The organism is Streptomyces sp. NPDC003038 (genome assembly GCF_040611115.1).
Lineage (GTDB): Bacteria > Actinomycetota > Actinomycetes > Streptomycetales > Streptomycetaceae > Streptomyces.
In genome coordinates this window covers 82,845-107,935 of record NZ_JBEXNN010000002.1, presented here as the reverse complement: position 1 = coordinate 107,935, position 25,091 = coordinate 82,845, and the positions used below count along the sequence as shown (strand labels likewise).

The 25,091-nt window shown below is 73.2% G+C and carries 24 protein-coding genes; 10 read left to right on the top strand and 14 right to left on the bottom strand.

Going from position 1 to position 25,091, the window contains the following annotated elements:
* Positions 1 to 12 precede the first annotated feature (12 nt).
* From ABZX75_RS03150 to ABZX75_RS03140, 3 genes are all read left to right on the top strand, one after another.
* On the top strand, positions 13 to 1,737 hold the full coding sequence (locus tag ABZX75_RS03150) for a sigma-70 family RNA polymerase sigma factor (RefSeq protein ID WP_355407232.1): 1,725 nt from the start codon (positions 13 to 15) through the stop codon (positions 1,735 to 1,737).
* Positions 1,738 to 2,065: 328 nt separating this feature from the next.
* Positions 2,066 to 2,440, top strand: a complete 375-nt coding sequence (locus ABZX75_RS03145) for a tyrosinase cofactor (RefSeq protein ID WP_355407230.1) — start codon at positions 2,066 to 2,068, stop codon at positions 2,438 to 2,440.
* Positions 2,437 to 3,297, top strand: a complete 861-nt coding sequence (locus ABZX75_RS03140; RefSeq protein WP_355407228.1) for a tyrosinase family protein — start codon at positions 2,437 to 2,439, stop codon at positions 3,295 to 3,297. The genes ABZX75_RS03145 and ABZX75_RS03140 overlap by 4 nt, the downstream gene beginning before the upstream one ends.
* On the opposite strand, the gene ABZX75_RS03135 is transcribed toward ABZX75_RS03140, so the two are convergent.
* Together ABZX75_RS03135 and ABZX75_RS03130 are read right to left on the bottom strand one after the other, a co-directional pair.
* Complete coding sequence (locus ABZX75_RS03135) at positions 3,240 to 3,959, bottom strand: response regulator (protein ID WP_355407226.1); 720 nt, start codon at positions 3,957 to 3,959, stop codon at positions 3,240 to 3,242. The two genes, ABZX75_RS03140 and ABZX75_RS03135, sit on opposite strands and share 58 nt — an antisense overlap.
* On the bottom strand, positions 3,956 to 5,599 hold the full coding sequence (locus ABZX75_RS03130) for a sensor histidine kinase (protein ID WP_355407224.1): 1,644 nt from the start codon (positions 5,597 to 5,599) through the stop codon (positions 3,956 to 3,958). Before ABZX75_RS03130 ends, ABZX75_RS03135 begins: the two co-directional genes overlap by 4 nt.
* Before the next feature lie 106 nt (positions 5,600 to 5,705).
* On the opposite strand from ABZX75_RS03130, the gene ABZX75_RS03125 reads away from it, so the two are divergent.
* Together ABZX75_RS03125 and ABZX75_RS03120 are read left to right on the top strand one after the other, a co-directional pair.
* Positions 5,706 to 7,127, top strand: coding sequence for a cation:dicarboxylase symporter family transporter (locus ABZX75_RS03125; protein WP_355407222.1), 1,422 nt, complete (start codon positions 5,706 to 5,708; stop codon positions 7,125 to 7,127).
* Between the two features lie 341 nt (positions 7,128 to 7,468).
* Positions 7,469 to 9,244 carry a S8 family serine peptidase gene (locus tag ABZX75_RS03120; RefSeq protein WP_355407220.1) on the top strand — a complete coding sequence of 592 codons (1,776 nt, stop codon included), beginning with the start codon at positions 7,469 to 7,471 and terminating at the stop codon, positions 9,242 to 9,244.
* A 151-nt stretch (positions 9,245 to 9,395) separates the two neighbouring features.
* Here the strand turns inward: ABZX75_RS03120 and ABZX75_RS03115 are convergent, their stop codons facing one another.
* Positions 9,396 to 10,064: a (2Fe-2S)-binding protein gene (locus tag ABZX75_RS03115; protein WP_355407218.1), complete on the bottom strand. Its 669-nt coding sequence runs from the start codon at positions 10,062 to 10,064 to the stop codon at positions 9,396 to 9,398.
* A 30-nt stretch (positions 10,065 to 10,094) separates the two neighbouring features.
* On the bottom strand, positions 10,095 to 10,895 hold the full coding sequence (locus tag ABZX75_RS03110) for an alpha/beta fold hydrolase (RefSeq protein ID WP_355407216.1): 801 nt from the start codon (positions 10,893 to 10,895) through the stop codon (positions 10,095 to 10,097).
* A 140-nt stretch (positions 10,896 to 11,035) separates the two neighbouring features.
* Between ABZX75_RS03110 and ABZX75_RS03105 the strand changes: the two genes are divergently transcribed.
* Together ABZX75_RS03105 and ABZX75_RS03100 are read left to right on the top strand one after the other, a co-directional pair.
* Positions 11,036 to 11,722, top strand: coding sequence for a GNAT family protein (locus ABZX75_RS03105; protein WP_355407214.1), 687 nt, complete (start codon positions 11,036 to 11,038; stop codon positions 11,720 to 11,722).
* Positions 11,723 to 12,125: 403 nt separating this feature from the next.
* The gene (locus ABZX75_RS03100; RefSeq protein WP_355407918.1) at positions 12,126 to 13,112 is read left to right on the top strand and encodes an alpha/beta hydrolase-fold protein; all 987 of its coding nucleotides are present in this window, start codon (positions 12,126 to 12,128) and stop codon (positions 13,110 to 13,112) included.
* On the opposite strand, the gene ABZX75_RS03095 is transcribed toward ABZX75_RS03100, so the two are convergent.
* Positions 13,090 to 14,571, bottom strand: coding sequence for a carboxylesterase family protein (locus ABZX75_RS03095; RefSeq protein ID WP_355407212.1), 1,482 nt, complete (start codon positions 14,569 to 14,571; stop codon positions 13,090 to 13,092). The two genes, ABZX75_RS03100 and ABZX75_RS03095, sit on opposite strands and share 23 nt — an antisense overlap.
* Before the next feature lie 188 nt (positions 14,572 to 14,759).
* Between ABZX75_RS03095 and ABZX75_RS03090 the strand changes: the two genes are divergently transcribed.
* Both ABZX75_RS03090 and ABZX75_RS03085 read left to right on the top strand, forming a co-directional pair.
* Entirely contained in the window at positions 14,760 to 15,104 is a 345-nt protein-coding gene (locus ABZX75_RS03090) for a hypothetical protein (RefSeq protein ID WP_355407210.1), read from the top strand.
* 95 nt (positions 15,105 to 15,199) lie between these two features.
* Positions 15,200 to 15,478 (top strand): chaplin, encoded by a 279-nt coding sequence (locus ABZX75_RS03085; protein ID WP_355407208.1) that lies wholly within the window; start codon positions 15,200 to 15,202, stop codon positions 15,476 to 15,478.
* A 97-nt stretch (positions 15,479 to 15,575) separates the two neighbouring features.
* On the opposite strand, the gene ABZX75_RS03080 is transcribed toward ABZX75_RS03085, so the two are convergent.
* The 6 genes from ABZX75_RS03080 to ABZX75_RS03055 all read right to left on the bottom strand — a co-directional run bounded on the left by ABZX75_RS03080 (position 15,576) and on the right by ABZX75_RS03055 (position 20,517).
* Entirely contained in the window at positions 15,576 to 16,439 is an 864-nt protein-coding gene (locus ABZX75_RS03080; RefSeq protein ID WP_355407206.1) for a tyrosinase family protein, read from the bottom strand.
* Positions 16,440 to 16,455: 16 nt separating this feature from the next.
* Positions 16,456 to 16,821 (bottom strand): tyrosinase family oxidase copper chaperone, encoded by a 366-nt coding sequence (locus tag ABZX75_RS03075; protein WP_355407204.1) that lies wholly within the window; start codon positions 16,819 to 16,821, stop codon positions 16,456 to 16,458.
* A 59-nt stretch (positions 16,822 to 16,880) separates the two neighbouring features.
* The gene (locus tag ABZX75_RS03070; RefSeq protein WP_355407202.1) at positions 16,881 to 17,036 is read right to left on the bottom strand and encodes a hypothetical protein; all 156 of its coding nucleotides are present in this window, start codon (positions 17,034 to 17,036) and stop codon (positions 16,881 to 16,883) included.
* Positions 17,037 to 17,135: 99 nt separating this feature from the next.
* A complete protein-coding gene (locus ABZX75_RS03065; RefSeq protein WP_355407200.1) occupies positions 17,136 to 18,341 on the bottom strand; it encodes an acyl-CoA dehydrogenase family protein in 1,206 nt (401 codons plus the stop codon).
* A complete protein-coding gene (locus ABZX75_RS03060; protein ID WP_355407198.1) occupies positions 18,338 to 19,543 on the bottom strand; it encodes an acyl-CoA dehydrogenase family protein in 1,206 nt (401 codons plus the stop codon). The genes ABZX75_RS03065 and ABZX75_RS03060 overlap by 4 nt, the downstream gene beginning before the upstream one ends.
* Positions 19,540 to 20,517, bottom strand: coding sequence for an NADPH:quinone oxidoreductase family protein (locus ABZX75_RS03055; protein WP_355407196.1), 978 nt, complete (start codon positions 20,515 to 20,517; stop codon positions 19,540 to 19,542). Before ABZX75_RS03055 ends, ABZX75_RS03060 begins: the two co-directional genes overlap by 4 nt.
* Before the next feature lie 278 nt (positions 20,518 to 20,795).
* On the opposite strand from ABZX75_RS03055, the gene ABZX75_RS03050 reads away from it, so the two are divergent.
* Positions 20,796 to 21,707, top strand: a complete 912-nt coding sequence (locus ABZX75_RS03050; protein WP_355407194.1) for an SDR family oxidoreductase — start codon at positions 20,796 to 20,798, stop codon at positions 21,705 to 21,707.
* 71 nt (positions 21,708 to 21,778) lie between these two features.
* On the opposite strand, the gene ABZX75_RS03045 is transcribed toward ABZX75_RS03050, so the two are convergent.
* The 3 genes from ABZX75_RS03045 to ABZX75_RS03035 form a co-directional block, all read right to left on the bottom strand.
* Entirely contained in the window at positions 21,779 to 22,606 is an 828-nt protein-coding gene (locus ABZX75_RS03045) for an enoyl-CoA hydratase/isomerase family protein (RefSeq protein ID WP_355407193.1), read from the bottom strand.
* Between the two features lie 50 nt (positions 22,607 to 22,656).
* The gene (locus ABZX75_RS03040) at positions 22,657 to 23,421 is read right to left on the bottom strand and encodes a PIG-L family deacetylase (RefSeq protein WP_355407191.1); all 765 of its coding nucleotides are present in this window, start codon (positions 23,419 to 23,421) and stop codon (positions 22,657 to 22,659) included.
* 227 nt (positions 23,422 to 23,648) lie between these two features.
* Positions 23,649 to 24,953 carry an alpha/beta fold hydrolase gene (locus ABZX75_RS03035; protein WP_355407916.1) on the bottom strand — a complete coding sequence of 435 codons (1,305 nt, stop codon included), beginning with the start codon at positions 24,951 to 24,953 and terminating at the stop codon, positions 23,649 to 23,651.
* Positions 24,954 to 25,091 lie beyond the last annotated feature (138 nt).

Here is a 25,091-nt window from a genome sequence, read left to right as displayed (position 1 = left end):
AGGGAACATCACATGAGTACTCAGGACACGGCAGCGCTGGTGGCTGCGGCCCGCGCGGGCGATCCCCGCGCGCAGGACGAGCTCGTCAGCTCCCATCTGCCGCTGGTCTACAACATCGTGGGGCGGGCCCTGAACGGGTCCTGCGACGTGGACGACGTGGTGCAGGACACGATGCTGCGGGCGCTCGACGGGCTGGGCGGCCTGCGGGCGGACGAGAGCTTCCGGTCCTGGCTCGTGGCGATAGCGATGAACCGGGTACGCGCGCACTGGCAGGCCGGCCAGAGCGGCTTCGGCGCGAGCGGCCTGGAGGCCGCCGGGGACGTCGCCGACCCGGGCGCCGACTTCGCCGACCTGACCGTCGTACGCCTCCAGCTGGCGGGGCAGCGGCGCGAGACGGCCCGTGCCACGCGCTGGCTGGACCCCGACGACCGGGCCCTGCTGTCCCTGTGGTGGCTGGAGTGCGCGGGGGAGCTGACCCGGGCCGAGGTGGCCACCGCGCTGGAGCTGTCTCCGCAGCACACGGCCGTACGGGTGCAACGCATGAAGGCGCAGCTGGAGTCGGCGCGGGTGGTGGAGCGGGCCCTGGAGGCGCAGCCGGCGTGCGAAGGGCTGCGGGCCGTGGCGGCGGGCTGGGACGGGCGGCCCTCGGCTCTGTGGCGCAAGCGAATAGCCCGGCACGCGCGTGAATGCGTACGGTGCTCCGGGCTCTGGAGCGGTCTCGTGCCTGCGGAGGGACTGCTGGCCGGACTGGCCCTCGTACCCGTCTCGGCGGCCCTGCTGGCAAGCGTGCGCCCGGCTGGAGCGGCCGGCTTCGACCTCGCGGGCACGGCCTTCGCCGACGGCGGTGCGGCGGACTTCGCCGACGCGGCGACCCAGCTGTCCCCGGCCGTGTCCGGCCCGGGCCGGGCGGCCCGGCGTCGCGGGGGCGAGCCGGGCACGCCGGACGGGGGCGATCCGGGCGCGGCCGGGCGCGGCGCGGTACGCAAGCGCCGGCGCGGGCGCGGGCGTCGCAGGGTGATCGGCGGCGCGGTGATCGCCGCGTGCGTCGCGGGCGGCGGCCTGGCCTACCTCGGCGGGCTCCCCGGTTCCGGTGGCCCCGGGCCCGACTCGGGCGCGGACGCCCCTCTGGCGGCGCTCTCGGCCACCGACTCGGCCGGCACGCCCTCGGGGGCGGCCTCGCCCTCGCCTTCCGCGTCCTCCTCCCCCTCGCCCTCCGCTTCACCGTCGCCGTCGGCCTCCGCTTCTCCCAGCCCGTCCGCCGGGAGCCCCGGTGCGAGCCCCAGCCCGACCCCCGCGCAGACCCGCGGCAACTCCCCGACGCCGCGCGCCTCGGCGCCGTCCCCGGCTCCCGCGCCGCAGGGCGCGGCGGGCCAGGTCGTGGCTCTGGTCAACAAGGAGCGGGCGGCGGCCGGCTGCGGCCCCCTCAAGGAGGACGCGCAGCTGCGTGCGGCCGCCCAGGCGCACTCCGCCGACATGGCGGCGCGGGACTTCTTCTCGCACACCAACCCCGACGGTGAGGACCCGGGCAAGCGGACGACCGACGCCGGCTACCGCTGGTCGACGTACGGGGAGAACATCGCGAAGGGGCAGCAGACTCCGCAGCAGGTCATGGACGCCTGGATGAAGAGCCCGGGACACCGCGAGAACATCCTCAACTGCTCCTTCAAGGACATCGGCGTGGGCATCCACCAGGGCGCGGGCGGCCCGTGGTGGACGCAGAACTTCGGCGCCCGCTGACCCGGCCGTCCGCTCCGCCGGTCTGAGCCTCTCCAGAGCCCGGGCCGGTGTCGGCGCGCCCTCACCGTGGCGGGCGCGCCCGCCTCGCCCGGTTCGCCGGCCGCCCGACCGCCGCTTCCGGCCGACTCTGCCGTGTGACCCCCTCCATAGCCGCCCGGTTCCACCGGATGAATTACTGGCAAGTAGGCTTTAGGTCGCAGATCTTCCCGTCCGAGACGTCGGAGCCGCGCCGGACGGGAAGATCATCCAACTAGTTCTACCGGCAACTTATCCGCAGATGTCCTGATAGCGGTCAACTGCCGTCCGCATCCTGGTACTTCTTCGGGTCATGAACAAGATCACCCGCCGTCGGGCCCTCGGGACCACCGTCGGCGCCCTCACCGTCTTCGGCCTCACCGCCGCCACCGCCAAGGCCGTCTCCGGGCCCGCACGACCCGCGCCCTCGGGCGCCGACGAGGTCTACCGGGGCCGCCGCATCCAGATCGTCCCCGGCGGAGGCGGCCAGCACGGCGGCCACCACTCCCCCGGGCTCCCCACCGTCCGCATAGACGGACGGGAACTGCACGTGATGCGCAACGCCGACGGCAGCTGGATCAGCGTCGTCAACCACTACGAGACCTTTCCCGACCCCGTCTCGCTCGCCCGAGCAGCGGTCCGCGAGCTCCAGGGCGCGGCTCTCGTCCCCTTCGGAGGCACGGCATGACGGTCCGCAAGAACCAGGCCGCGCTCACCGCCGAGGAGAAGCGCGCCTTCACGGCGGCCCTGCTGGAGCTCAAGCGCACCGGCACCTACGACCGCTTCGTCACCACCCACAACGGTTTCATCATGGGCGACACCGACTCCGGCGACCGCGTCGGTCATCGCTCACCCTCCTTCCTGCCCTGGCACCGCCGCTTTCTACTGGAGTTCGAGGCTGCGCTGCAGAAAGTGGATCCGGGCGTTTCGCTCCCGTACTGGGACTGGACCACGGAGCGCACCGCCCGCTCCTCCCTCTGGGCCGCCGACTTCCTCGGCGGCACCGGCCGGGCCCGCGACGGGCAGGTCCTCGACGGGGCGTTCGCGTACGCGGCGGGCAAGTGGGACATAGGCGTACGGGTGGACGGACGTGCGTACCTGCGCCGCGCGCTCGGCACCGGCGTCGCCCAGCTGCCGACGAAGGCCGAGGTGGAGTCCGTACTCGCCATGCCCGTCTACGACACGGCCCCCTGGAACAGCTCCTCGAACGGCTTCCGCAACCACCTGGAGGGCTGGCGCGGGGCCAACCTGCACAACCGGGTGCACGTATGGGTCGGCGGACAGATGGCCACCGGGGTCTCCCCCAACGATCCGGTGTTCTGGATGCACCACGCCTACGTCGACAAGCTGTGGGCCGAGTGGCAGGCCCGGCATCCGCAGTCCACCTACCTGCCCGCCGCGGGCACCGCCGACGTCGTGGACCTGAACGACACGATGCGGCCGTGGAACGACGTGACCCCGGCCGACATGCTGGACCACCGCAAGTTCTACACCTTCGACACCGAGCCGGCCGCCGGCCCGGCGGCCGCCGCCAGCCAGCGGTAGTGCAGCTCGGGGCGGCCGACCTGGCCGTAACGGGGGGTGCGGTCCGCGCGGCCGGTGTCCACCAGGTGCTCCAGGTAACGGCGGGCGGTGATCCGGGAGATTCCGGCCGCCTCGGCCGCCCCGGCTGCGGTCAGCCCCTCCGGCGCCGCCCGCAGCAGCGCGGCGACCCGGTCCAGGGTCGGCGCGCTGAGCCCCTTGGGGAGTTCGGCGGGACGGGGCGCGCGCAGGGCGGCCATCGCCCGGTCCACGTCGTCCTGCCCGGCCGCCTCGCCCGCCGTCGCGCGGAACTCGGCGTAGCGCAGCAGCCGTTCGCGCAGGGTCGGGAAGGCGAAGGGCTTCAGCACGTACTGGACCACGCCCAGCGAGACGCTCTCGCGCACCACGGCCAGGTCCCGCGCCGAGGTCACCACGATCACGTCGAGGGGGTGTCCGGCGGCCCGCAGCCCACGGGCGAAGCGCAAGCCGTGGCCGTCGGGCAGCCCCAGGTCGAGGAGGAGCAGGTCGACGCGGGTCCGCTCCAGGGCCCGCGTGGCCTCGGCCAGCGAGTGGACGACGCCGACGGCGGTGAATCCGGGCACCCGGCCGACGTACAGGGCGTGCGCGTCGGCGGCGACCGGATCGTCTTCGACGACCAGCACCCGGACGTCGTCGCGGCCGCTCACGCCGACCCGCCCGCGGCGTGCGCGGTGCCCCGGTGCGGCGGCAGCGGCGGCTGCGGCTGCCGCGCCGCCGGCAGGCGTACGGTGAACTCCGCCCCGCCGTCCTGACCTTGCGCGGCGCTCACGTCGCCGCCGTGGCGCTGGGCCACCTGGCGGACCAGCGCGAGGCCGAGGCCGCGGCCCTGCCCCTTGCCGGACCAGCCCCGGCGGAACACGTCCACTCCCTCGGGCAGCCCGGGGCCGTTGTCGGCGACCCGGAGCAGCAGCTCGTCCCCTTCGGGGCGCAGGGTGACCGCGACTCGCGCACCCGGGACGGCGGTGACCGCGTCGACGGCATTGTCGATCAGGTTGCCCAGCACGGTGACCAGGTCGCGGGCCGGAGGTACTCCGCTGCCGTCGATGGCGCTGCTGTCCGGGGTGACGACGAGTTCGACGCCCCGTTCGTGCGCCTGCGCGGCCTTGCCGAGCAGCAGCGCCACCAGCACCGGTTCCCCCACGGCGGTGACCACCTCGTCGGTGAGGGCCTGGGCGAGTTCCAGTTCGGCCGTGGCGAAGTCCACCGCCTCCTGGGCGCGGCCGAGTTCGATGAGGGAGACCACGGTGTGCAGCCGGTTGGCAGCCTCGTGGGCCTGGGAGCGCAGCGCCTGGGTGAAGCCTCGCTCGTGATTCAACTCGCCCGTCAGCGCCTGTAGTTCGGTGTGGTCGCGCAGGGTGACCACGGTGCCGCGGCGGCCGCCGCCCGCGACGGGTGAGCTGTTGACGACGAGCACCCGGTCGGCGGTCAGGTGTACCTCGTCCACCCGCGGCCGGTCCGCGAGCAGGGCGCCCGTGAGGGGCGCGGGCAGCCCCAGGTCGGTGACGCCGGAGCCCCTGATCTCACCGCGCAGGCCCAGCAGCTCCCGCCCGGCGTCGTTGATCAGGGTGATCCTGCGCCGCCCGTCGAGCATCAGCAGGCCTTCGCGGACCCCGTGCAAGGCAGCCTGGTGGTAGTCGTACATCCCGCTCAGCTCGGCCGCGTTCATGCCGTGCGTGTGGCGGCGCAGCCGGGCGTTGACGATGTAGGTGCCCAGGCCGCCGAGGGCGAGGGCGCCCGCCGCCACCCAGGCGAGCACGGAGAGCTGCTCCGCGAGGCGGTCGCTGATCGCCCGGACGGTGATTCCGGCACTGACCATGCCCACGACCCGGCCGCCGTCCGTCAGCGGGGTGACCACGCGGATGGAGGGTCCGAGGGTGCCGGTGTAGGTCTCGCTGAAGGTCTCGCCGCGCAGGGCCGGCGCGGTGTTGCCGAGGAAGGGCTCGCCGATGCGGCGCGGGTCGGGGTGGGTCCAGCGCCGCCCATCGGGAGCCATGATCGTCACGAAGTCCACCCCGGAGTCGGTACGGACCCGCTCCGCGTAGGGCTGGAGCGCGGCGGAGGGGTCACTCCCGCGCCCCGCCTGCCGTACGGCCTCACGCACCGACGGGGAGTCGGCGACCGCGTGGGCGACCGCCGCGGCCTGGCGCCGGGCGGCCTCCTCGGCCTGGCCGCGGGCGGTGGCGTAGGCGAAGACGGCGCATCCGGCGACGACCACGGCGACCAGCAGCACCTGCATGGCGAAGAGCTGGCCGGCGAGGCTGCGCGGGGGCCGGGGAAAGCGGAACATGGCGCTCAGTGTGCACCCGGCCGTGAACTCAATGAACGCAAGGGTGACCGGGGTCACAGCGGCGGGTGATGGTCTCCCGGAACGTATTTCACCACCAGGAGGCGACGTGGCCGCCAGGCGCGACAAGACCCACTATCTCTACATCGCGGTGATCGCCGCGGTGCTGCTCGGCATCGCCACCGGCTTCGCCGCACCCGGCGTGGCCGTCGAGCTCAAGCCGCTGGGCACGGGCTTCGTGAGCCTCATCAAGATGATGATCTCACCCGTGATCTTCTGCACGATCGTGCTGGGCATCGGCTCGGTCCGCAAGGCCGCCAAAGTGGGGGCCGTGGGCGGGCTCGCCCTCGGCTACTTCATGGTGATGTCCACGGTGGCGCTGGCGATCGGCCTGCTGGTCGGGAACCTGCTGGAGCCGGGCAGCGGACTGCACCTGACCGAGGCGGCGCGCAGCGCCGGCGAGGCCCAGGCGAAGGCGGGCGGGGCCGAGACCACGGCCGAGTTCCTGCTGGGCATCATCCCCACCACGCTGGTGTCCGCCTTCACCGGCGGCGAGGTCCTCCAGACACTGCTGGTGGCCCTGCTCTGCGGGTTCGCACTCCAGGCCATGGGCTCGGCGGGCGAGCCGCTGCTGCGCGGCATCGGCCATGTGCAGAAGCTGGTGTTCCGCGTGCTCGCCATGATCATGTGGGCGGCGCCGGTCGGCGCCTTCGGGGCGATCGCGGCGGTGGTCGGGGCAACCGGCATCGACGCGCTGAAGTCCCTCGCCGTCATCATGATCGGCTTCTACGCGACCTGTCTGCTCTTCGTGTTCGTGGTGCTCGGAACGCTGCTGCGGGTCTGCACCGGGGTCAGCGTGTTCGCGCTGCTGCGCTATCTGGGCCGTGAGCTCCTGCTCATCCTGTCCACCTCCTCGTCCGAGTCGGCGCTGCCGCGGCTGATCGCGAAGATGGAACACCTGGGCGTGTCGCGCCCGGTGACCGGGATCACGGTGCCGACCGGATACTCCTTCAACCTGGACGGAACCGCGATCTACCTGACGATGTCCTCGCTGTTCGTCGCGGAGGCGATGGGCACGCCCCTCGCGCTGGGCGAGCAGATCTCGCTGCTGCTGTTCATGATCATCGCGTCGAAGGGCGCGGCCGGGGTGACCGGCGCGGGCCTGGCCACCCTCGCGGGCGGGCTCCAGTCACACCGGCCCGAACTCGTGGACGGGGTCGGTCTGATCGTGGGCATCGACCGGTTCATGAGCGAGGCGCGGGCGCTGACGAACTTCGCGGGCAACGCCGTCGCGACGGTGCTCATCGGGACGTGGACGAAGGAGTTCGACCGCGAGCGGGCGACCGAGGTCCTCGCGGGGCGGCTGCCGTTCGACGAGACGACGCTCGTCGACGACGGACACGGGACGCCGCCTGCCGAGTCCCCCGAGTCCGGTACATCGGATGAAACCCGTGGATCCGCCGGAACCGGCGGGACGGCTACCGCCGTTCCGGTCCGGTCGGACAGCGGCAAGGACGGCGTCCCGGTGTAGCCGGTACGCCCGCACGGGCCGACCGGGCAGGGCTCGCCCCCACGGTGCCCAGCCCGGTCGGCCCCGCATTCCCCACCGCACGCGCACACCGCACCCTCACAGCGCACGCGCACACCGCACCCTCACAGCGCACGCTCACAGCACACTCGCCCCAATAGTCGGTTTTCGGCCACCGGTAAACGAACTGCCGTGTTGTAAAAGGTACTTCCATATCGGGGCATGCGTCTGACATCTTGCGTCCACCACTCGTTTCGTACGACCCGGCAGGTGCCACCCGCACCACCGGGTCATCGGAGGACGCATTGATACCCCACATATCCAGCCGACCTCGACGTACTCTGGTGCTGGCCGCCGCACTCGGCGCCTCACTGGCCTTCGGAGCTCCCGCCGCGCTCGCCGGCACCGCCCCGGTCTCCCCCTCCGCTCCGGCCCCCGCTCCCGCGCCGGCCGCCAAGGCCGCGGCGCCGACTTCCCAGAGTGCGACCTGGGTTGCCGGCACCCGCGCCTACCTCGTGATCACCGCCCCCGGTGACAGCTCGGCGGTGCGCTCCGCCGTCGCCGCCAACGGCGGCACCGTCTTCTCGTCCTACGACGCGATCGGCGTGATCGTCGCCCACTCCGCGTCCAGCGGCTTCGCCGCGACGATGCGCGGCGTGAGCGGCGTCCAGCAGGTCGGCGCCACCCGCACCTCGGACGTACCGGCCGACGCCTACAACCCGGCGCTGCCCGCCAACCCGGCGCAGGCCACCACGCCGACGGGCGAGCCGGTCCGCGCCGACATGACGCAGATCAAGGCGGATCAGGCCTGGGCCGTCACCACCGGCTCCGCCACCGTCAAGGTCGGCATCCTGGACACCGGTGTGGACGACCAGCACCAGGACCTGGCGCCGAACTTCAACGCGGCCGACTCCGCGTCCTGCGCCTACGGCAAGGCCGACACCCGCGCCGGCGCCTGGCGGGACGTCGGCACCCACGGCACGCACGTGGCCGGCACGGTGGCGGCAGCGAAGAACGGCAAGGGCGTCATCGGCGTGGCCCCCGGGGTGAAGATCTCCTCGGTCCGCATCGCCGAGCCCGGCTCCTCGCTCTTCTTCGCCGAGAACACCATCTGCGGCTTCATGTGGGCGGGCGACCACGGCTTCAAGGTCACCAACAACAGCTATTACACGGACCCGTGGCAGTTCAACTGCCCGGACAACGTCGACCAGGCCGCCATCATCGAGGGCACCCGGCGCGCCCAGGCGTACGCCGAAGGCAAGGGCTCGCTCCAGGTCGCCGCGGCGGGCAACTCCAACTACGACCTCGCCAACAAGACGACGGACTCCGAGAGCCCGAACGACTCGACGCCGGTCACCCGCACCATCACCAACGCCTGCATCGACATCCCGACCGAGCTCCCGGGCGTCGTGACGGTCTCCTCGATGGGCACCGCCACCGCCAAGGCCTCGTACTCCAACTTCGGCAAGGACGTCATCGACGTGGCGGCCCCGGGCGGCGACGCTGTCGGCATCTACAGCACCCTGCCGGGCGGCAAGTACGGCAGCATGAGCGGCACTTCGATGGCCTCCCCGCACGTCGCGGGCGTCGCCGCGCTGCTGGCCAGCACCAACCCGGGCATCACCCCGGCCCAGATCCGGGACAAGCTGGCCGTCCAGGCCACCGACATCGCCTGCCCGTCGGACAGCCGCTGCACCGGCACCACCGCGAAGAACGCCTTCTTCGGCGAGGGCCAGGTCGACGCCCTGAAGGCGGTGGGCGGCACCACCCCGCCGACCGGCAAGTACTTCGAGAACCTCGGTGACTTCGCCATCCGCGACAACACCACCGTGGAGAGCCCGCTCACCGTCAGCGGGGTGACCGGCAACGCTCCGGCCACCCTCAAGGTGGGCGTGAACATCGTGCACACCTACATCGGCGACCTGAAGGTGGACCTGCTGGCCCCCGACGGCACCGTGTACACGGTGCACAACCGGGCCGGCGGCAGCGCGGACAACATCAACCAGGTCTACACCGTGAACGCCTCCGCGGAGGTCGCGAACGGCACCTGGAAGCTCCGTGTGAACGACAACGCCGGCGGCGACGTCGGCAGGATCGACTCCTGGAACCTCACCTTCTAGCGAGACGCCGCAGCGCCACAGCGGGGGCCATCGGGGAGCGGTACGACCGCGCCCCGGTGGCCCCCGCCGTCTTTCCGCATCCCGGCGCCACACCCTTGCTCCCTCCTGTCCGCGCCCCCTCATACCCGCGCTCCGCCCGCTCCCCGCACGGCTACCTGGTCCGCAGCACACAGTCCCCGCACAGCCCGCCGCCCGGCACCTGGTAGTAGAGGCAGCAGCTGCGCCGTACGAAGGCGACCCCGAGCCCTTCCTCGTGGATGAAGGTGCCGGTCCCGGCCAGGGCCCCGCCATCGGCCAGCAGGCCGGCCGCCAGGTTCACGGCCGCGTCGCCCGGAACCCGGTCGATCAGTACCCGCACCGCTCCCACCAGCCCCGACGCCGCATTCCCCCGCAGGACCTTCGGCGACACCCCGAACCGCTCCCGCAGGCCCGCTTCGAGCTGCGCCAGATGCGCCAGGACGTTCTCCCCGAGCGCCTCGGCCGGGAGGTCCCCGGGCTCGGGCAGCCACAGCTCCAGGGACCCCGCGTCCGGCAGCCGCCACCACACCCGGCCGGCGGCCAGATCGGGCACCCGCCCGCCCAGCGCGGCGCACCCCAGCCCGAGCGACCACAGCCGCGAGGCGATCCCGAACTGCGCGGTCGAGGCCGCCACGCGCCCCGCCGCGCTGCCGATCCGCCGCCCCACCTCGGCGACGTAGGAGCCGAGGTGGTCCCCGTACAGGTCGGTGAGCGGCCGAAAGCCCGGCCCGGGCGGTTCCGTCCCGTACGGCACGGTGAAGAAGGGCCCCACGGCGGCGAGTCGCCGCAGTACGTCGTCCATACGGGGATGATCTCAGGCGGCGACGGCGGCTCAGAGCCCGCCCAGGAACTCCAGCAGGGCCCGGTTGAAGGCCTCAGGCTGTTCCACGCCCGGCAGGTGGCCGGCCCGCTCGATGACCGTGAGCACCGATTGCGGCATCAGCGCGTGCAGGGCCTCGGCCTCAGCGACGGGGGTGTAGACGTCGTCCGCGCCGACCACGATCAGACAGGGCTCGGTGGCGCCGGCCAGCACGGGCCGGTAGTCGGGGCGCTCGGCGCGGCCGCGCAGCGCGGCGGCCGCCCCCTCGGGGTCGGTCGCGCGCATCATCGCGCTGACGCGCGCTGCGGCCTCGGGCATGCCGGCGACGTTGTACGGAGCCAGCATCTTGTCGATGACCTCTTCGGCGTACGGCCGCATGCCCTCCGCGAGCAGCCGTTCGGCGAGCTCCCGGCGGGCCTTCTTCCCGTCCTGCGTCTCCGGCACCGGGGAGGTGTCGGAGAGGACGAGGGCCCGTACCAGACCCGGGTGGCGCAGCCGCATCTCCATGGCGATCTGCCCTCCCATGGAGACTCCGCAGATGACCGCCTGTTCGACGTCCAGTCGGTGGAGCAGAGCGGCGATGTCATCCGCGAGATCGGCGAGCAGAGCCATGCCGGGGAGCACCGGGCTCTGCCCGTATCCGCGCAGGTCAGGGGTGATGACACGGTAACCGGCAGCGGTCAGGGCGGCCGTCTGGGGGGCCCACATGGTGCGGTTGAACGGATGTCCGTGGATCAGGATCACGGGCGCTCCGCCACGGGGGCCGAAGTCGTCGAAAAACAGTGCCGCGTCGTTGCCTTCAAGGGGGTTCATGAGATCACGGTAAGGGGCTACATTGAGCCACTCGCGTTCACCTGACCGCCTGTTGCCTTTCACTCGTGTTTTGCACGGGGGGCGACGTCAGAAACGCAGACTGTGCAACCACCCCACCGCCCAGAAAGACCGAAGGCTCCGTGCCCGTACCCGTACTCCTCGCCGGCCGCACCGTGCGGCTCGAGCCCCTCGCCCCCCACCACACCGAGGCTTTGGCCATGGCCGGGGCCGAGGATCGTACGACTTACGCCTTCACTCCCGTACCCCACGGCGTGCAGGCGTCCCACGAGTACATCGACCGCGCCCTCGCCGATCAGGCGGCGGGTCGATCGCTCCCGTTCGCGGTGGTCAGAGCCGTCGACGGGCGGGTCGTCGGTTCGACCCGGTTCCTGGAACTCGACTACTGGCAGGGGCCGCTGGTGTGGCCCGCCGTACCGGGGGTCCCGTTCGGCGACCCGGCGACGGCGATCCCCGATGCCGCGGAGATCGGCAACACCTGGCTGTCCCCGGGCGCCCAGGGCACCGGCCTCAACACCGAGGCGAAGCTGCTCATGCTCCGCCATGCCTTCGAGACCTGGGGCGTCCGGCGGATCTCGCTGCGCGCCGACGCCCGTAACGGCCGCTCGCGAGCCGCGATGGAGCGGCTGGGATTCACCTCCGAGGGGGTCCGCCGAGCCCATTCGCGAGGGCTCGACGGCGCGGTCCGCAGTACCGCCTTCTATTCGGTCCTCGACGAGGAGTGGCCGGCCGTACGGTCGATCATCGAGCTGAGGATGTCGGCCGCCGGACAGCGCAAGCGGCGACGCAAGACGCTGGTCCCGGCGTAACGCCGGTGTCCCGGCCCCGCCCCGGTCCTCCTCGCCCGGGGACCGGGGTGCGGGCCGCCGCCACGAGCCGGGCAATGACCTCCCCCAGGGCGCCCCAAGAATGGGGAAAGTGCGCAACCCCGGCGCTCTTGTGTTCATCCTTCGAACGGAAGGACCCAGCCGCCAGAACACACCGCCCCATGGGGCAGCACCAGCCGGAGAGCAACCGCACATGTCGTACTCACCCGACGGACAGCACCAGGCACACCGGCCGGAAGGGCAGTACCAGCAGCAGCCGTACCAGCCCCCGGGTGGGCCGCAGCCGCCGCAAGCGGAAGGCGTGCACCGGCCGAAGTCCCGGGTTCGTCGCTGGGTGATCGCGGGCGCGTCCGTCCTCGCGCTGGCGGGCGTCGGGGCGCTCGTCATGAACCACTTCGAGATACCGCCGTTCACCGACAAGGGCGAGGCCGTGTCGTTCGGTCAGCCGCCCGCCGGCGGCTCCGGCCAGGCCGGCGGCGCGGCCCAGCAGCCCGCGGGCTCCAAGATGCTGATGCCCACCGGCCCGGCCGCCGAGTTCAAGAACTCCATGACGCTGCCCGACGGCACACACGTCGCCGTCACCACGCTGGACGGCAAGAAGTCCGGATTCAAGGGCAAGGTCTGGGTCTGGGCGCCCAAGGAGTACGACGACCCGAAGTTCGCCAAGAGCGGCTTCCCCGTCATGATCGCCCTCCCGGGCGGCGCCGGTTTCCCGAACAACTACTGGATGGGTACCGACCTCGGCCTCCAGACCAGCATCGGCAAGTGGTACGCGGAGGGCAAGAGCAAGCCCTTCATCCTGGCCATGCCGGTGCTCAACCCGGAGCCGGACGACAAGGGCATCTACTGGGACGGCTCCGACATCCCCGGCCAGCCCAAGATGGGTACCTGGCTGACCGAGGACGTGCCGGACCTGGTGAGGGCGAATTTCCGCACCGTCAAGTCGCGTGACGGCTGGGCCTTCATGGGCTCCTCCACCGGCGGGTTCGCGGGTCTGAAGGCCGTGCTGAAGCACCCCGACAAGTTCAAGGCCGTGATCGCCTCGGGCCCGGACATCGTCCCGGACTCCCCGCTGTGGAAGGGCCACGACAAGGAGAAGGCGGACAACAACCCGGAGGTGCTGGCGAAGCAGCTCATCGACCGCAAGGGTCCGGACGTGTACCTCGCCTTCCAGGTCGGCGACAGCGAGAACAACAAGAAGACGCTGCCGGACGTACAGAAGTTCATCGCCACCTACGGCAACAAGGGTCCGGTCCACACCGAGCTGAGGGTCATCAAGGGCGGGCAGCACAACGCCAAGACCTACGTCCCGAACATGGGCGAGGGACCCATCCAGTTCATCAGCAAGGTCATGGAAGGACCTGTCGAGTAACCGACGGCGCCTCGACCGCCTCGGGCACCGCCCGGTCGGGCTCCGGCCCGCCGAACACCTTCGGCGGGCCGTCGCCGTTCCAGGGCGCCCAGCCCGGATCGCCCGTCACGGCGAAGGCGACCCAGGCGGCGTGCATCTCGTCGGCCAGCGCCTGCGGAGCATGGGGACCGGCCAGCCACGCGGCCTCCGGGACGTCGAGCGTGTCGAATACGAAGCCCAGCTCCAGGGCGTGGCAGGCGCCGAGGCCGGGGACGCCGGAGCGCCAGGCGAACTCGTAGACGAAGCTCGGCGCCGCCCGCCGGGCCCCCGCGATCCGCCGCAGCGGGTCGCGCAGCAGCCGGTCGCCGAGCAGGTGTCCCGCGAGGTCGGCCGGGCCGGCCCCGGGCAGGGCGGCGCGCAGCGCCCGTACGGCGGTCCGGTCCTTGCCGCTGCGGGCACGCGCCAGCGCCACGGCGAGGGGGCCCAGCCGGTCCAGCAGCCGCATGGCGCCGGTCGGGGCGAGCCAGAGCCGGTGCTCCTCGGTGGTCCAGCCCAGCAGCAGCGGTACGTCACCGGAGGCGGCCGAGCCCACGAGGGCGTCGAGGGGGGCGCCGGGGATCGTGTCCGGGTCGGTGACCAGGCCGAAGGCGGGGCCGCCGACGAACGGGTTCGACTTGCGCAGCACGGCCGCCTGGGCGGCGAGCAGGGTGGGGCGGCCGACGGCGGCGAAGGCCTCGGCGGTGGCGGGGATCTTGAGCAGCGAGGCCATGCGCCGGACCATGGCACGGACCCGGTCGCGCGGCAGGACCTCGGGGGCTCCGCTCTGCAGCACGGCCCGGGAGAAGAGCCCGGCCGCGCGCGGGGCGGCGAGGAGGGAGCCGATGCTGATGGCTCCGGCGGATTCGCCGAAGACGGTGACGCGGGCGGGGTCTCCGCCGAATGCCTCGATGTTGTCCCGGACCCAGGTGAGGGCGGCGATCTGGTCCAGCAGGCCGCGGTTGGCGGGGGCGTCGGGGAAGAGCCCGTAGCCGAGGACGCCGAGGCGGTAGTTGACGGAGACGAGCACGACCCCGTCGCGGGCGAAGGCCGAACCGTCGTAGACGGGCACGGCAGACGAGCCGCGGGTGAGCGCGCCGCCGTGGATCCACACCATGACGGGGAGCCGGGCCGCGGGCGCCGGGTCGGGGGTCCACACATTGAGGTTCAGGCAGTCGTCCCCGGGGATCTCGGGGTCGGAGAGCAGGGCCGCGAACGGTTCCGGGTAGTCCGCCTTGGGCGCGGTGGGGCCGTACGCACCGGCGTCGCGTACGCCGTCCCACGCGGCGGGGGGCGCTGGCGCCGCGAAGCGCAGGGCGCCGACGGGCGGGGCGGCGTACGGGACGCCCCGGAAGACGGCGGTCCCGCCGGCCCCGGTCCGGCCCTCGACCACCCCGTACCCGGTTCTGACGCGGGGCCGGCCGCCGCCGCGCGCTGCGCTCATCGCATCCTCCTGCAGTTCCGACTTCCGGACGCCGGCTTCCCGACGCCGACTTCCCGACCCCGGCATCCCCGAATCCTGGAGCCCCGGGCGCCCCGGAGGGCTCACGCCGGGGTTCCGCGCACGGTCGCACAGACGTCCAACGGGTGACAAGGCGTGACCGTGCCCCGGCCGGGCGCGGTTGGACCGGCATGCGATCCCTGCGTATCCACACCGTACGAAGCATCGTCCGGGCCGGCTCGGTCCCCGTCCTCCTGCTGGCGGCCGCGGCACTCGCCGGCAGCCCGGCCCACGCCGCCGAGCCGGACTTCCAGTACGTCGGCCAGGACGACCGGGTCCACGGCCTCACCGCGCCGAAGGGCTGCGTCGAGGCGGAGGGCGGTAGCGCCCGGGCGGTCACCAACAAGACCCTGGGCACCGCGACCCTCTACCGGGAACCGGGCTGCGCGGGCCCTCCGGTGGCGGTCCTGCAGCCGGGCGCCGTGACCCAGGTGCGTCCCTACTTCGCCTCCGTGCGCTTTCCCGTCACCGGGTAGGCGCAGCGACCGTGACCCTTGGGCCATCGATGCGTTGTATGCCATGTCAAACGCCGCAGTTTCCGCGGCGTCCCACATCTCACGAGGAGATCTTGATGTCGCGTATCGCGAAGGCATTCGCCATCACCGCTGTCGCCGGTAGCGCCGTGGCCGCCGGTGCGGGTCTGGCCGTCGCCGATGCCGGAGCGCACGGTGCGGCGGTCGGCTCCCCCGGTGTCCTGTCGGGCAACCTGCTCCAGGTCCCGGTGCACGTCCCGGTCAACGTCTGCGGTAACACCGTGAACGTGATCGCCCTGCTGAACCCGGCGTTCGGCAACACGTGCGTCAACCAGTCGGACGGCGGCGACCACCACACCTCGGGCTACGGCCACTGATCGCCTGATCGACGAAGGGCCCTCGCCTTAGGCGGGGGCCCTTCCCCGTGTGCCGGGTGCCGGCTGCGCACCCGGCGGTCGGCACACCTCACAGCCCTCATTCGTAGCGGTACAGGCCCCGGTGCCCGAGCATCTCGCGCGGGGTGACGTCCCACGGGGGCATCGGCTCGTCCAGGGCGATGACCCGGCCGCGCTGGAGGTCACCCACGGTGAGCGGGGCCGCGGGCAGGTAGCCGGACCGGGGGTGCTTCTGCTGCCAGCGGTCCCAGATCAGGTCCACGAAGGCGTGGTGCAGCCAGAACACCGGGTCGTTGGGCGCCGTGCCGCCCGTCATGTGGCCGCCGATCCACTGGTGGACCTTGTTGTGGTTGCGCCAGCGCTCGCTCTTGGGGGCGGCCCAGCCCTCCAGCTTGTTGCGGAAGCCGCCGGCGGTGGCGGTGGAGTCCCAGGGGGAGACGTCGTAGGTGGGGTCGTCGATCGCCCACTGGAGTTCGGCCGGGGTCGGCAGGCTGATCGGGTTCTGCGGGCGGCCGAGGTTGCGGGTGAGGAAGCGGGATTCCGTGATGCCGACGGTGACGGTCCAGTTTCCCTTGTCGTGGGCGAACGGCCCGGTCATCACCTTGCGGTCGCTCGCGCGGCCGGTGCCGCCCAGGAAGTCGTCGGCCCAGAGGGAGGAGACCGGGCTGGTGTCGGTGGTCCAGTCCCAGTACGGGATGGAGACGCCGGAGTCCACGCGCCTCAGCTGCTTCTCGAACTCCAGCAGATAGCGCCGGTGCCAGGGGAAGAAGGACGGGGACATGTGTCCGACGCGGAGCTTGCGGTCCCGGTCGGGCACGAAGTACTTGTCGTGGGTGCGCACGAACTCGTCGTAGACGCCGTTGCGCTTGAGCTCCAGCACGGCCGCCGTGAAGCGCTTCTTCTGGGCACTGCTCAGGTTCTTCTGGTTCTGCCGGACGTACAAGGCGGGGCTCCTCCCGTCAGCCGTGGTGCGGGGCGGACATGGCCAGCTGGGCCGTTCCCAGTTCGTCGACCGCGGCACGGGCCAGTTCCAGCGGTGTCGCGAAGGACTGGAAGTGGTTGATCCCGCTGAGATAACTACCGTCGGCACGCCGCATGACGTGCAGCGGACGGCCGTCGATGCGGACCCCGGCTCGGTCGACCGCGATGTGCCGGCCGCGGTACGTCTCCTCCGCGAGCGGTGCCGGGGTGAGCGTCTGCCGGGGACGCCGGGCGCGCAGTACGGGGGCCAGGGCAGCGGCCGTGCCCGCGAGCACGGCCGCGGTGAAGGCCGTACGCAGGAGCGCACGGCGGGTCAGAGGTGCGGCGGCGATTGCTGCGTACATACGGTCTCCCTCGCTCGGTGGCCGGCGGCTACGGGTCTAACGCCGCGCGGCGGGCGAGGTCACACGTGAGGGTGCTGGTAAAGGAGCGCGGTGGGGTGCAGGCGGCCCGCGGGGTCGGTGGCGTAGTCGGGAATGGTGCAGGCGGCGTCGGTGCGGCTCCCGGCGGGGCCTTCGCCGGTACGCGAGACCCAGAGCGCGAGGGAGCCGTCCGCCACCCCGCTGCCCCGGCCCGGTGCGGGCCGGGGCAGCGGGGTGGCGCCGGCCGGGGGGCGAGCGGGGGCGCGGCGGGGGCCGTCTCCGCGCGGCGGCGCCGCTTACGGGGCGGGGAGTTCCGCGAAGTCCGCGACGAGGCTGCGGTGGTGGCCGGCCGTGCCGAGTGCGAGGGAGTCCGCCTTGGCCCGCTTGAGGTAGAGGTGGGCCGGGTGTTCCCAGGTCATGCCGATGCCGCCGTGCAGCTGGACGCACTCCTCGGCGGCGCGTACGGCGACGCCGGAGCAGTAGGCCTGGGCGACGGCGACCGTGAGCGGCGCGTCGGGCGCCTCGGTGGCGAGGGCGTCGGCCGCGGCCCTGGCGGCGGCGCGGGCGGAGGCCACGTCGAGCCAGAGCCGCGCGAGCCGGTGTTTGAGGGCCTGGAAGGAGCCGATGGGCCGGTTGAACTGGTGGCGGCCGCGGACGTGGGCGACGGTCTGCGTCAGGCACCACTCGGCGAGCCCGAGCTGCTCGGAGGCGAGCAGTCCGGCCCCGGAGAGCAGCGCTCCGGCGACGGCCGCGCGGGCGGTGCCGGGGTCGGCGAGCCGGACGCCTGCGGCCGCGTCGAGCGTGACGGTGGCGAGCGGGCGGGTCAGGTCCAGCGGGACCAGTGCCGTCAGCCGGACCGAGGAGGGGGCCCGCTCACCGGAGGGGTCGGACGAGGCGGACGGGTCGGACGAGGTGGACGAGGCTGGCGGGTCGCACGGGACCGCGTACAGCCCGGTGTCCGCGAGGACCAGCAGCACATCGGCGGCCACCGCGTCCGCGACGGAGGTGACGGTGCCGGTGAGGGTCCCGCCGGTCTCCCGGACGGCGGCCGGCAGGGACGCGCCGGAGGCCAGGGTCAGCGGCAGGGCCGGCACGCAGACCTGTCGGCCGGATGCCGTCTCCCGCAGCAGACCCGCGACTTCGGGGGCCGCCGTGTCGCACCCGAGCAGGATCTCGGTCGCCAGCACACCGCTCGTCAGATAGGGGACGGGCGCCACCGCCCGGCCCAGTTCCTCCAGGACCACCGCCGCTTCGCGGTGGCTCGCGCCCTGGCCCCCGAGCTTCTCGGGGACGAGGAGCCCCGCGGCGCCGATCCCGGCGGCCAGGGTGTGCCACAGGGCCGGGTCGTACGGCCGGCCGCTCTCGGCCCGGGTGAGGACGCTCGCGGGGTCGCAGCGGTCGGCGAGGAGCGAGCGTACGGCCGCCCTCAACTCGTCCTCCGTCTCGGAGTAGAGCAGGTCGAAGGGGGCACTCGGGGCGCTCGGGGCTGTCGAGTCGGTCATCGGGCCAGGTCCTTCCAGGCGAGGTCCTTGTCGTCGCGCGGCTCGGGGGGCAGGCCGAGGACGCGTTCGGCGACGATGTTGAGGAGGATTTCGCTGGTGCCGCCCTCGATGCTGTTGCCCTTGGCGCGCAGGTAGCGGTAGCCGGCGTCGCGGCCGGTGAAGTCGACCAGTTCCGGGCGGCGCAAGGTCCAGTCCTCGTACAACAGCCCTTGCTCGCCGAGGAGTTCCACCTCCAGGCCGCTGATCTCCTGGTTGAGGCGGGCGAAGGTGAGCTTCATTCCGGATCCCTCGGGGCCCGGCGCCCCGGCCGCGAGCTGCTGGCGCAGCCGCTCTCCGGTGAGGCGGGCGACCTCTGCCTCGACCCACAGCTCCAGCAGGCGCTGGTGGAGGGCGGGGGTGCGCAGCTCGGGGCGCTCGCGCCAGGTGGCGGCGACCGGCGCGATCATGCCGCCCTCACGCGGGATGCGCATACCTCCGATGGAGACGCGTTCGTTCATCAGAGTGGTGCGGGCGACCGCCCAGCCCTGGCCGACGGCGCCGAGGCGGTGGCTGTCGGGGATGCGGACGCCGGTGAGGAAGACCTCGTTGAACTCGGCCTCGCCGGTGATCTGGCGCAGTGGCCGGACCTCGACGCCGGGGGCGTGCATGTCGCAGAGGAAGTAGGTGATGCCCTGATGCTTGGGGAGCGCCGGGTCGGTGCGGGCGATCAGGATGGCCCAGCGTGCGGTGTGGGCGCTGGAGGTCCACACCTTCTGCCCGTCGACGACCCACTCGCCGGAGGCCTCGTCGAGGGCGGCGCGGGTGCCCAGGGCGGCGAGGTCGGAGCCGGCGCCGGGTTCGCTGAAGAGCTGGCACCAGACCTCCTCCCCGAGCCACAGGGGTCGCAGGAAGCGCTGCTTCTGCTCCTCGGTGCCGTAGGCGAGGATCGTGGGCGCGGCCATGCCGAGCCCGATGCCGATCCGGCGGGGGTCGTTGTCGGGGGCGCCCGCGGCCTCCAGCTCGCCGTCCACGACGGCTTGGAGGGCTCGGGGGGCGCCCAGGCCGCCGAGGCCTTCGGGGTAGTGGACCCAGGCCAGTCCGGCGTCGAAGCGGGCGCGCAGGAAGGCGGTGCGGTCGGCGTCCGTGGGCGGGTGCGTGGCGGGCGCGTGTGCGGCGAGCAACTCGCGGACCCGGGAGCGCAGTTCCTCGGCGGTGACGGTCATCGGGCGTCACCGCCGTCGAGGGCCGGTACGACGACCAGTCGGCCGGTGGTCGTGCCGTCGGCGAGGCGTTGCACCGCGTCGGCGGCTCCGGCGAGCGGGACCCGTTCGGTGACCAGCGGCTTGATGACGCCGGCTGCGGCGAGCCGGGTGAGCTCGGCGTGGCAGGCGGGGACGGAGGCCGGCTCCTTGGTGGCGTACAGGCCCCAATGGAGACCGAGGACGGCGTAGTTCTTCACCAGGGCGTGGTTGAGGGCGGGGGCGGGAATGGTGCCGCTCGCGAAACCGACGACGACGATGCGGCCCTCGAAGGCGACGCACTTGGCGGAGGCGGTGTAGGCGTCGCCTCCGACCGGGTCGTAGACGACGTCGGCGCCGCGTCCGCCGGTGAACTCCTTGACGCGGGAGACGAGGTCCTCACTGGTCCGGTCGATCACCAGATCGCAGCCGAGCCCTTCGGCCGTGCGGGCCTTCGCCTTGCCTCCGACGACCCCGATGACGGTGGCGCCGGCGGCCTTGCCGAGCTGGACGGCGGCGCTGCCGACCCCGCCGGCGGCGGCGTGCACGAGGAGGGTCTCCCCGGGCTGGAGACGGGCCCTGCGGTGCAGGCCGAACCAGCCGGTCTGGTAGCCGATGTGCAGGGCGGCCGCCTCGGCGTCGTCGAGACCGTCCGGCGCCGGGAGCAGGGCGCGGGCGGACGCGGTGACGCACTCGGCGAAACCGCCGTGCGGAAGGCTGGGGGTGGCGATGACCCGGCGGCCGTCCTCGGTCTCGCCGCAGATCTCGACGCCGGGGGTGAAGGGCAGCGGTGGGCGGATCTGGTACTGCCCTCGTACGAGCAGCGCGTCGGGGAAGTTGACGTTGGCAGCGAGCACCTTGAGCCTGACCTCGCCCTCGCCCGGCACGGGTTCGGGAACCTCTTCGAGGCGCATGGCCTCTCGGGGTTCGCCGGGGGTATGTACTCGCCATGCCTGCATCCGGGGCCTCCAGCCGCCGTCGAGGAACCACACTCCGCTGGCATACTAAGCGGTCGCTTGCACATCTGGGAACCACTCGGTCCACCGCGCTCGCGGACCCGCTTCCAAGCGGTCTACACCATTGCGACGACCGCCGGGTCCGAACGGGAAACAGCGGCGCGGCCGGGATCGCGGTCCGGACCGCGCGAGCGGGCGGGCGTGCACCGCCCGGAGCGGAAGCCGGAACCGAAACCGTCACGGCCATGGCGATCTCAGCGCCCGCGCGCTATCGATGCCCCATGACGGACTTCCGCCCGGCACCCCCTCAGCGCGGCCTGCCCGGGCCACCGGCCCTCGGGGCCGCCGCCCTGCCCCCCGGAACGTACGCGGGCCAGGTGGTCCTGGTCACCGGCGGCGGCACCGGGCTGGGCAAGGCCATCGCGGCCGAATTCGCCCGGCTCGGCGCGGACCTGGTGATCGCGAGCCGCCGCGCCGGGCAGCTCAAGGCGGCGCAGGAGGAATTGGCGGCCGTCCCCGGCGCGGGCCGGGTGACGGCCGCCGTATGCGACATCCGCGACCCGGAGCGGGTCGCGGAGGTCTTCGACGCGGCCGAGGCGGCGCTCGGACCGCCGGACGTGCTGGTCAACAACGCGGCCGCCAACTTCCCGAGCCCGGCGGAAGACCTGTCCGCCCGCGCGTGGCGGGCGGTGGTGGACATCACGCTGACCGGCACCTGGTTCATGACGCGGGAGTTCGGCCGCCGCCACCTCGCCGCCGGCACCCCCGGGTCGATCGTGAACATCGGCGCCTCGTACGCCTGGACCGGCGGGCCGGGCTTCGCCCACAGCGCCGCCGCCAAGGCCGGGGTGAAGAACCTGGTGGAGACGCTCGCCGTCGAGTGGGGCCCGTACGGCATCCAGATCAACGGGCTCGTACCCGGCCTGTTCCCGCACGCCGACATGGCCGAGGACATCCGGGAGGGCCTGGAGCGCGCCGCGCCCGACACCAAGGACGCCCGCCAGCCCGCCCTGCGCGTGGGGGCGCCCCGCGAACTGGGCTGGGCGGCGACCTTCCTGGCCTCGCCCTACGCCCGGTTCGTGACCGGCCACACCCTGGTGGTCGACGGTGCGAACTGGCAGCGCCGCGCGCTGGTCAATCCCGAGGTCGTGCCGGTGCGCACGCAGTTGGGCCGCGGCCCGTTCAGCCCGTGAACCGGCCCCGGGCGGGTCGTGACCCCGCACCGCCGGGGTGACCCCGCACCCCCGGGTCCGGCCCCCCGGCCTCAGCCTCCCGTGAAGTGCGGCGGGCGGCGGGCCGCCTTCGCCCCGTAGCCCTCGCGGCAGTCGTCCGAGGTGAGGGTGAGAGCCGCGGTCATCGCGACGCGGTCGAGGGCGGCCGGGAGGGCGGCGTCGGCGTAGGCGTCGATCGCGCGCTTGATCCCCTGGACGGCGAGAGGGGCGTTCGCGGCGATCTCCGCCGCCAGCGCGCGGGAGCTGGACTCCAGATCGGCTCGGGCCACGACCCGTTGCACCAGATTCAGGCGCTCGGCCGTCGGCGCGTCGATACGGCGGCCCGTCAGCGCCAGGTACTTGGCCCAGCCGGCGCCCGCCTCCCGCGCGATGCGGAGGTCGCCGCCCGCGTCCACCGCGACCCCCAACCGCGCCTCCGGCAGGGCGAAGACCGCGTCGTCGGCCGCCACCCGGACATCCGCCATCAACGCCAGCTCGAAGCCGAGGCAGTACCCCTGTACGGCGGCCACCACCGGCTGCGGGAGCCCGGCGAGGACCGCGAAGCGCTCGTGGACCCAGCGGATGCCCTCGTAGAAGTTGCGCGTCCGCTCGGCGGCGGATCCGCCCGTGATCGCGCCGCCGGGGGCGGTCACGTCGATGCCCGCGCAGAAGGCCCGGCCCTCGGCCCGCAGCAGGACCACCCGTACGGCGGGGTCGAAGCGGATGCGGTCCGCCAGCAAGCCGAGCTGACGGGTGGATTCCCAGCTCCAGCCGTTGAGCCGGTCCGGGCGGCAGAGGGTGAGAGTCGCGATCGCGTCCGCGACCTCCAGACGGATGCGTTCCTCACCCTCGGCGATCTCCGTGGTGACGGTGTCGATCACCTGGTCCGCCCCTCCCCTAACTGACGACTCGTCAGCTTAGCGGTGGCAGGTCAGCGCGGGAAGACCTCGAACGGGACCGCCGGACGGCCGCCGAACCGGGCCGCGGCCTGCTGGGCGTAGCCGGTGAGGAAGGTACGGACGTACTCCTGCGGATCCTGGTCCGTCAGGCCCTCGATGTACGCCTTGTGCTCCAGCAACGACGTCACCGAACGCTCCAGTCCCGGACCGGCGTCGGCCGCGTGCGTCGGGGTGTTGGAGCCGGCGACCGCGACCCAGCGCACGCCGTCCCACGGCTCCAGGCCCTGCTCGGTGATGAGTTCGGGGAAGATCCACCGGTTGCCCGCATCGGCGGCCGCGTCCAGGGTGGCCCGGCCCACCGCCTTGTGATCAGGGGTGTTCCAGGCGCCACCGCCGCCCACCCCGCCCCATGTGTCACGGTGGTTGAGGGTGATCACCAGCTCCGGGCGGTGCCGGCGGATGGCCGCGGCGATGTCCCGGCGCAGGTCGAGGCCGTACTCGACGATCCCGTCGCGGTAGTCGAGGAACTCCACCACCGATACCCCGACGACGGCCGCGCTCGCGCGCTGCTCCGCTTCCCGCAGGGGCGCGCAGTCGGCGGGGGCGAGGGTGTCGATGCCCGCCTCGCCGCGCGTCGCCAGGAGGTAGACGACCTCCCGTCCTCCGTCCGTCCAGTCCGCGATCGCGGCCGCGCAGCCGTATTCGAGGTCGTCGGGGTGGGCGACCACGGCGAGGGCGCGCTGCCAGTCGGTCGGCATGGGCTCCAAAGGCACGGGCTGATCCAGTTGTTCGGTCATGCGTCGCACAATAGGCGAACGGACCGGCCCGGGACCGCTCCGGCCGCGGGTGGAGCGGTGGTCCCGGCCCGCCCGTGCGGGGACCGTGCGGTGCGGCCGGTCCCGGGGCCCACCCGGAATCCGTCAGGTTCCCGCGCCCGCCGGAGCCGGCGGTGAGCCGGCCGGGGCACGGGTACGGCCGCGCCGGGCCGTCCCGCGACGCCGCCGGGGCCCCATCTCTCCGTGGCCTACGCCTCGTCGCGTACGAGCGCCAGCAGCCGGTCCAGGACGCGCGGGCCGCCCGCGCGGACGCCGTCGTGCTCGAACTCGTCCGTCACCCAGGTGCGCAGGCCCCGAATGGCGCGGGCGGTGCTCAGGGAGTGCGCGGTGTCGACGTACATGTCGTCGTGGTAGACGGCGGCCGCCACCGGAACCTCGTTGGCGGCGAGGCGGGCCGGGTCGTAGAGGGGTTCCCAGCCGGTACGGGCGGCCAGTAGTTCGGCGGTCTCGCGCAGCGGGGCCAGGGCCGGATCGACCGTGAAGTGCCAGGGGTGGACGGTCTCGCCGGTGAAGAGGAGGGGCTCGTCGCCCGCGAGGGACGTGGCGGCGTCGAAGCGGGGATGGCCGGCGCGGACCCGTTCGGCAGTCCAGCCGGTGGGCGTGGCGGGGTCCTGGGCGTAGATCGACTCGTGGATCAGCGCGCACAGCGGGTGCCCGGCGAAGGAGAGGAGGCCGCGGGCGCCCTCCAGGAAGGCGTCGCAGAGCGCGGGGCCGGCGGAGGTGGGGACGAAGGCGTCCTCGAGCAGGTAGTGCAGCTGGTGGCTGCCGTCGCCGGCGCCGAGGAGGATGCCGAGGGACTGGAAGCCCTCGACGGTGAGGCGGTAGCCGCCGGGGAGTTCGGCCGGGTGCCGCGCCAGGTGGGCGGCGATGCGCCGGGCGCGGTCGACGTCCATCGGGTAGCGGGCGTAGTGGGCGAGGTTCTTGCGCTCGATGCGGGGGTACGCGGCCTCGTACACCTCCTCGGCGGTGGCGGTCAGGGAGGGGAGTCCGCCGGTGATCAGGGCGGCGGTGAGGCCCTCGGGCGCGGTGGAGAGGTAGCGGGTGGCGCAGAAGCCGCCGAAGCTCTGGCCGAGCACGGTCCAGGGCGCGCCGCCGGTCAGGCCGGGGCGGATGGCCTCGGCGTCGCGCACGATGGAGTCCGAGCGGAAATGGGCGAGGTAGTCGGCCTGCTGGGCGGGGCCGCCGCGCAGGGGCAGGGTCTGCCGGCTCACCGGCGTGGAGCGGCCGGTTCCGCGCTGGTCGAGGAGCAGGACCCGGTATTCGGCGAGGGCCCGCTCCAGCCAGGCCTGACGGCCGATGAACCGCCGGGCGCCGAAGCCGGGGCCGCCCTCCAGGTACAGCAGCCACGGCAGGGTCTCGGGGTCCTTGCCGGCGGCGACGACCTCACGGGCGTAGAGCTCGATCTGCTCGCCGTCCGGGCGGGCGTGGTCGAGCGGAACGGTGAAGTGGTGGTCGGTGAGGACGACACCGGGCTGGCGGTAGGTGTGGGCTATGGTCACGGACGGCCCCTGGGGGTGAGAGGTGCGGTGGCACGCGCCCCGGCCGGGTCACGGACGGGGTACGGACGGGGTACGGATGTGGCGGTCGGCCGAGTCTAGTACGGGGTACCGAAGCGGCCCGGGGCTTACAGG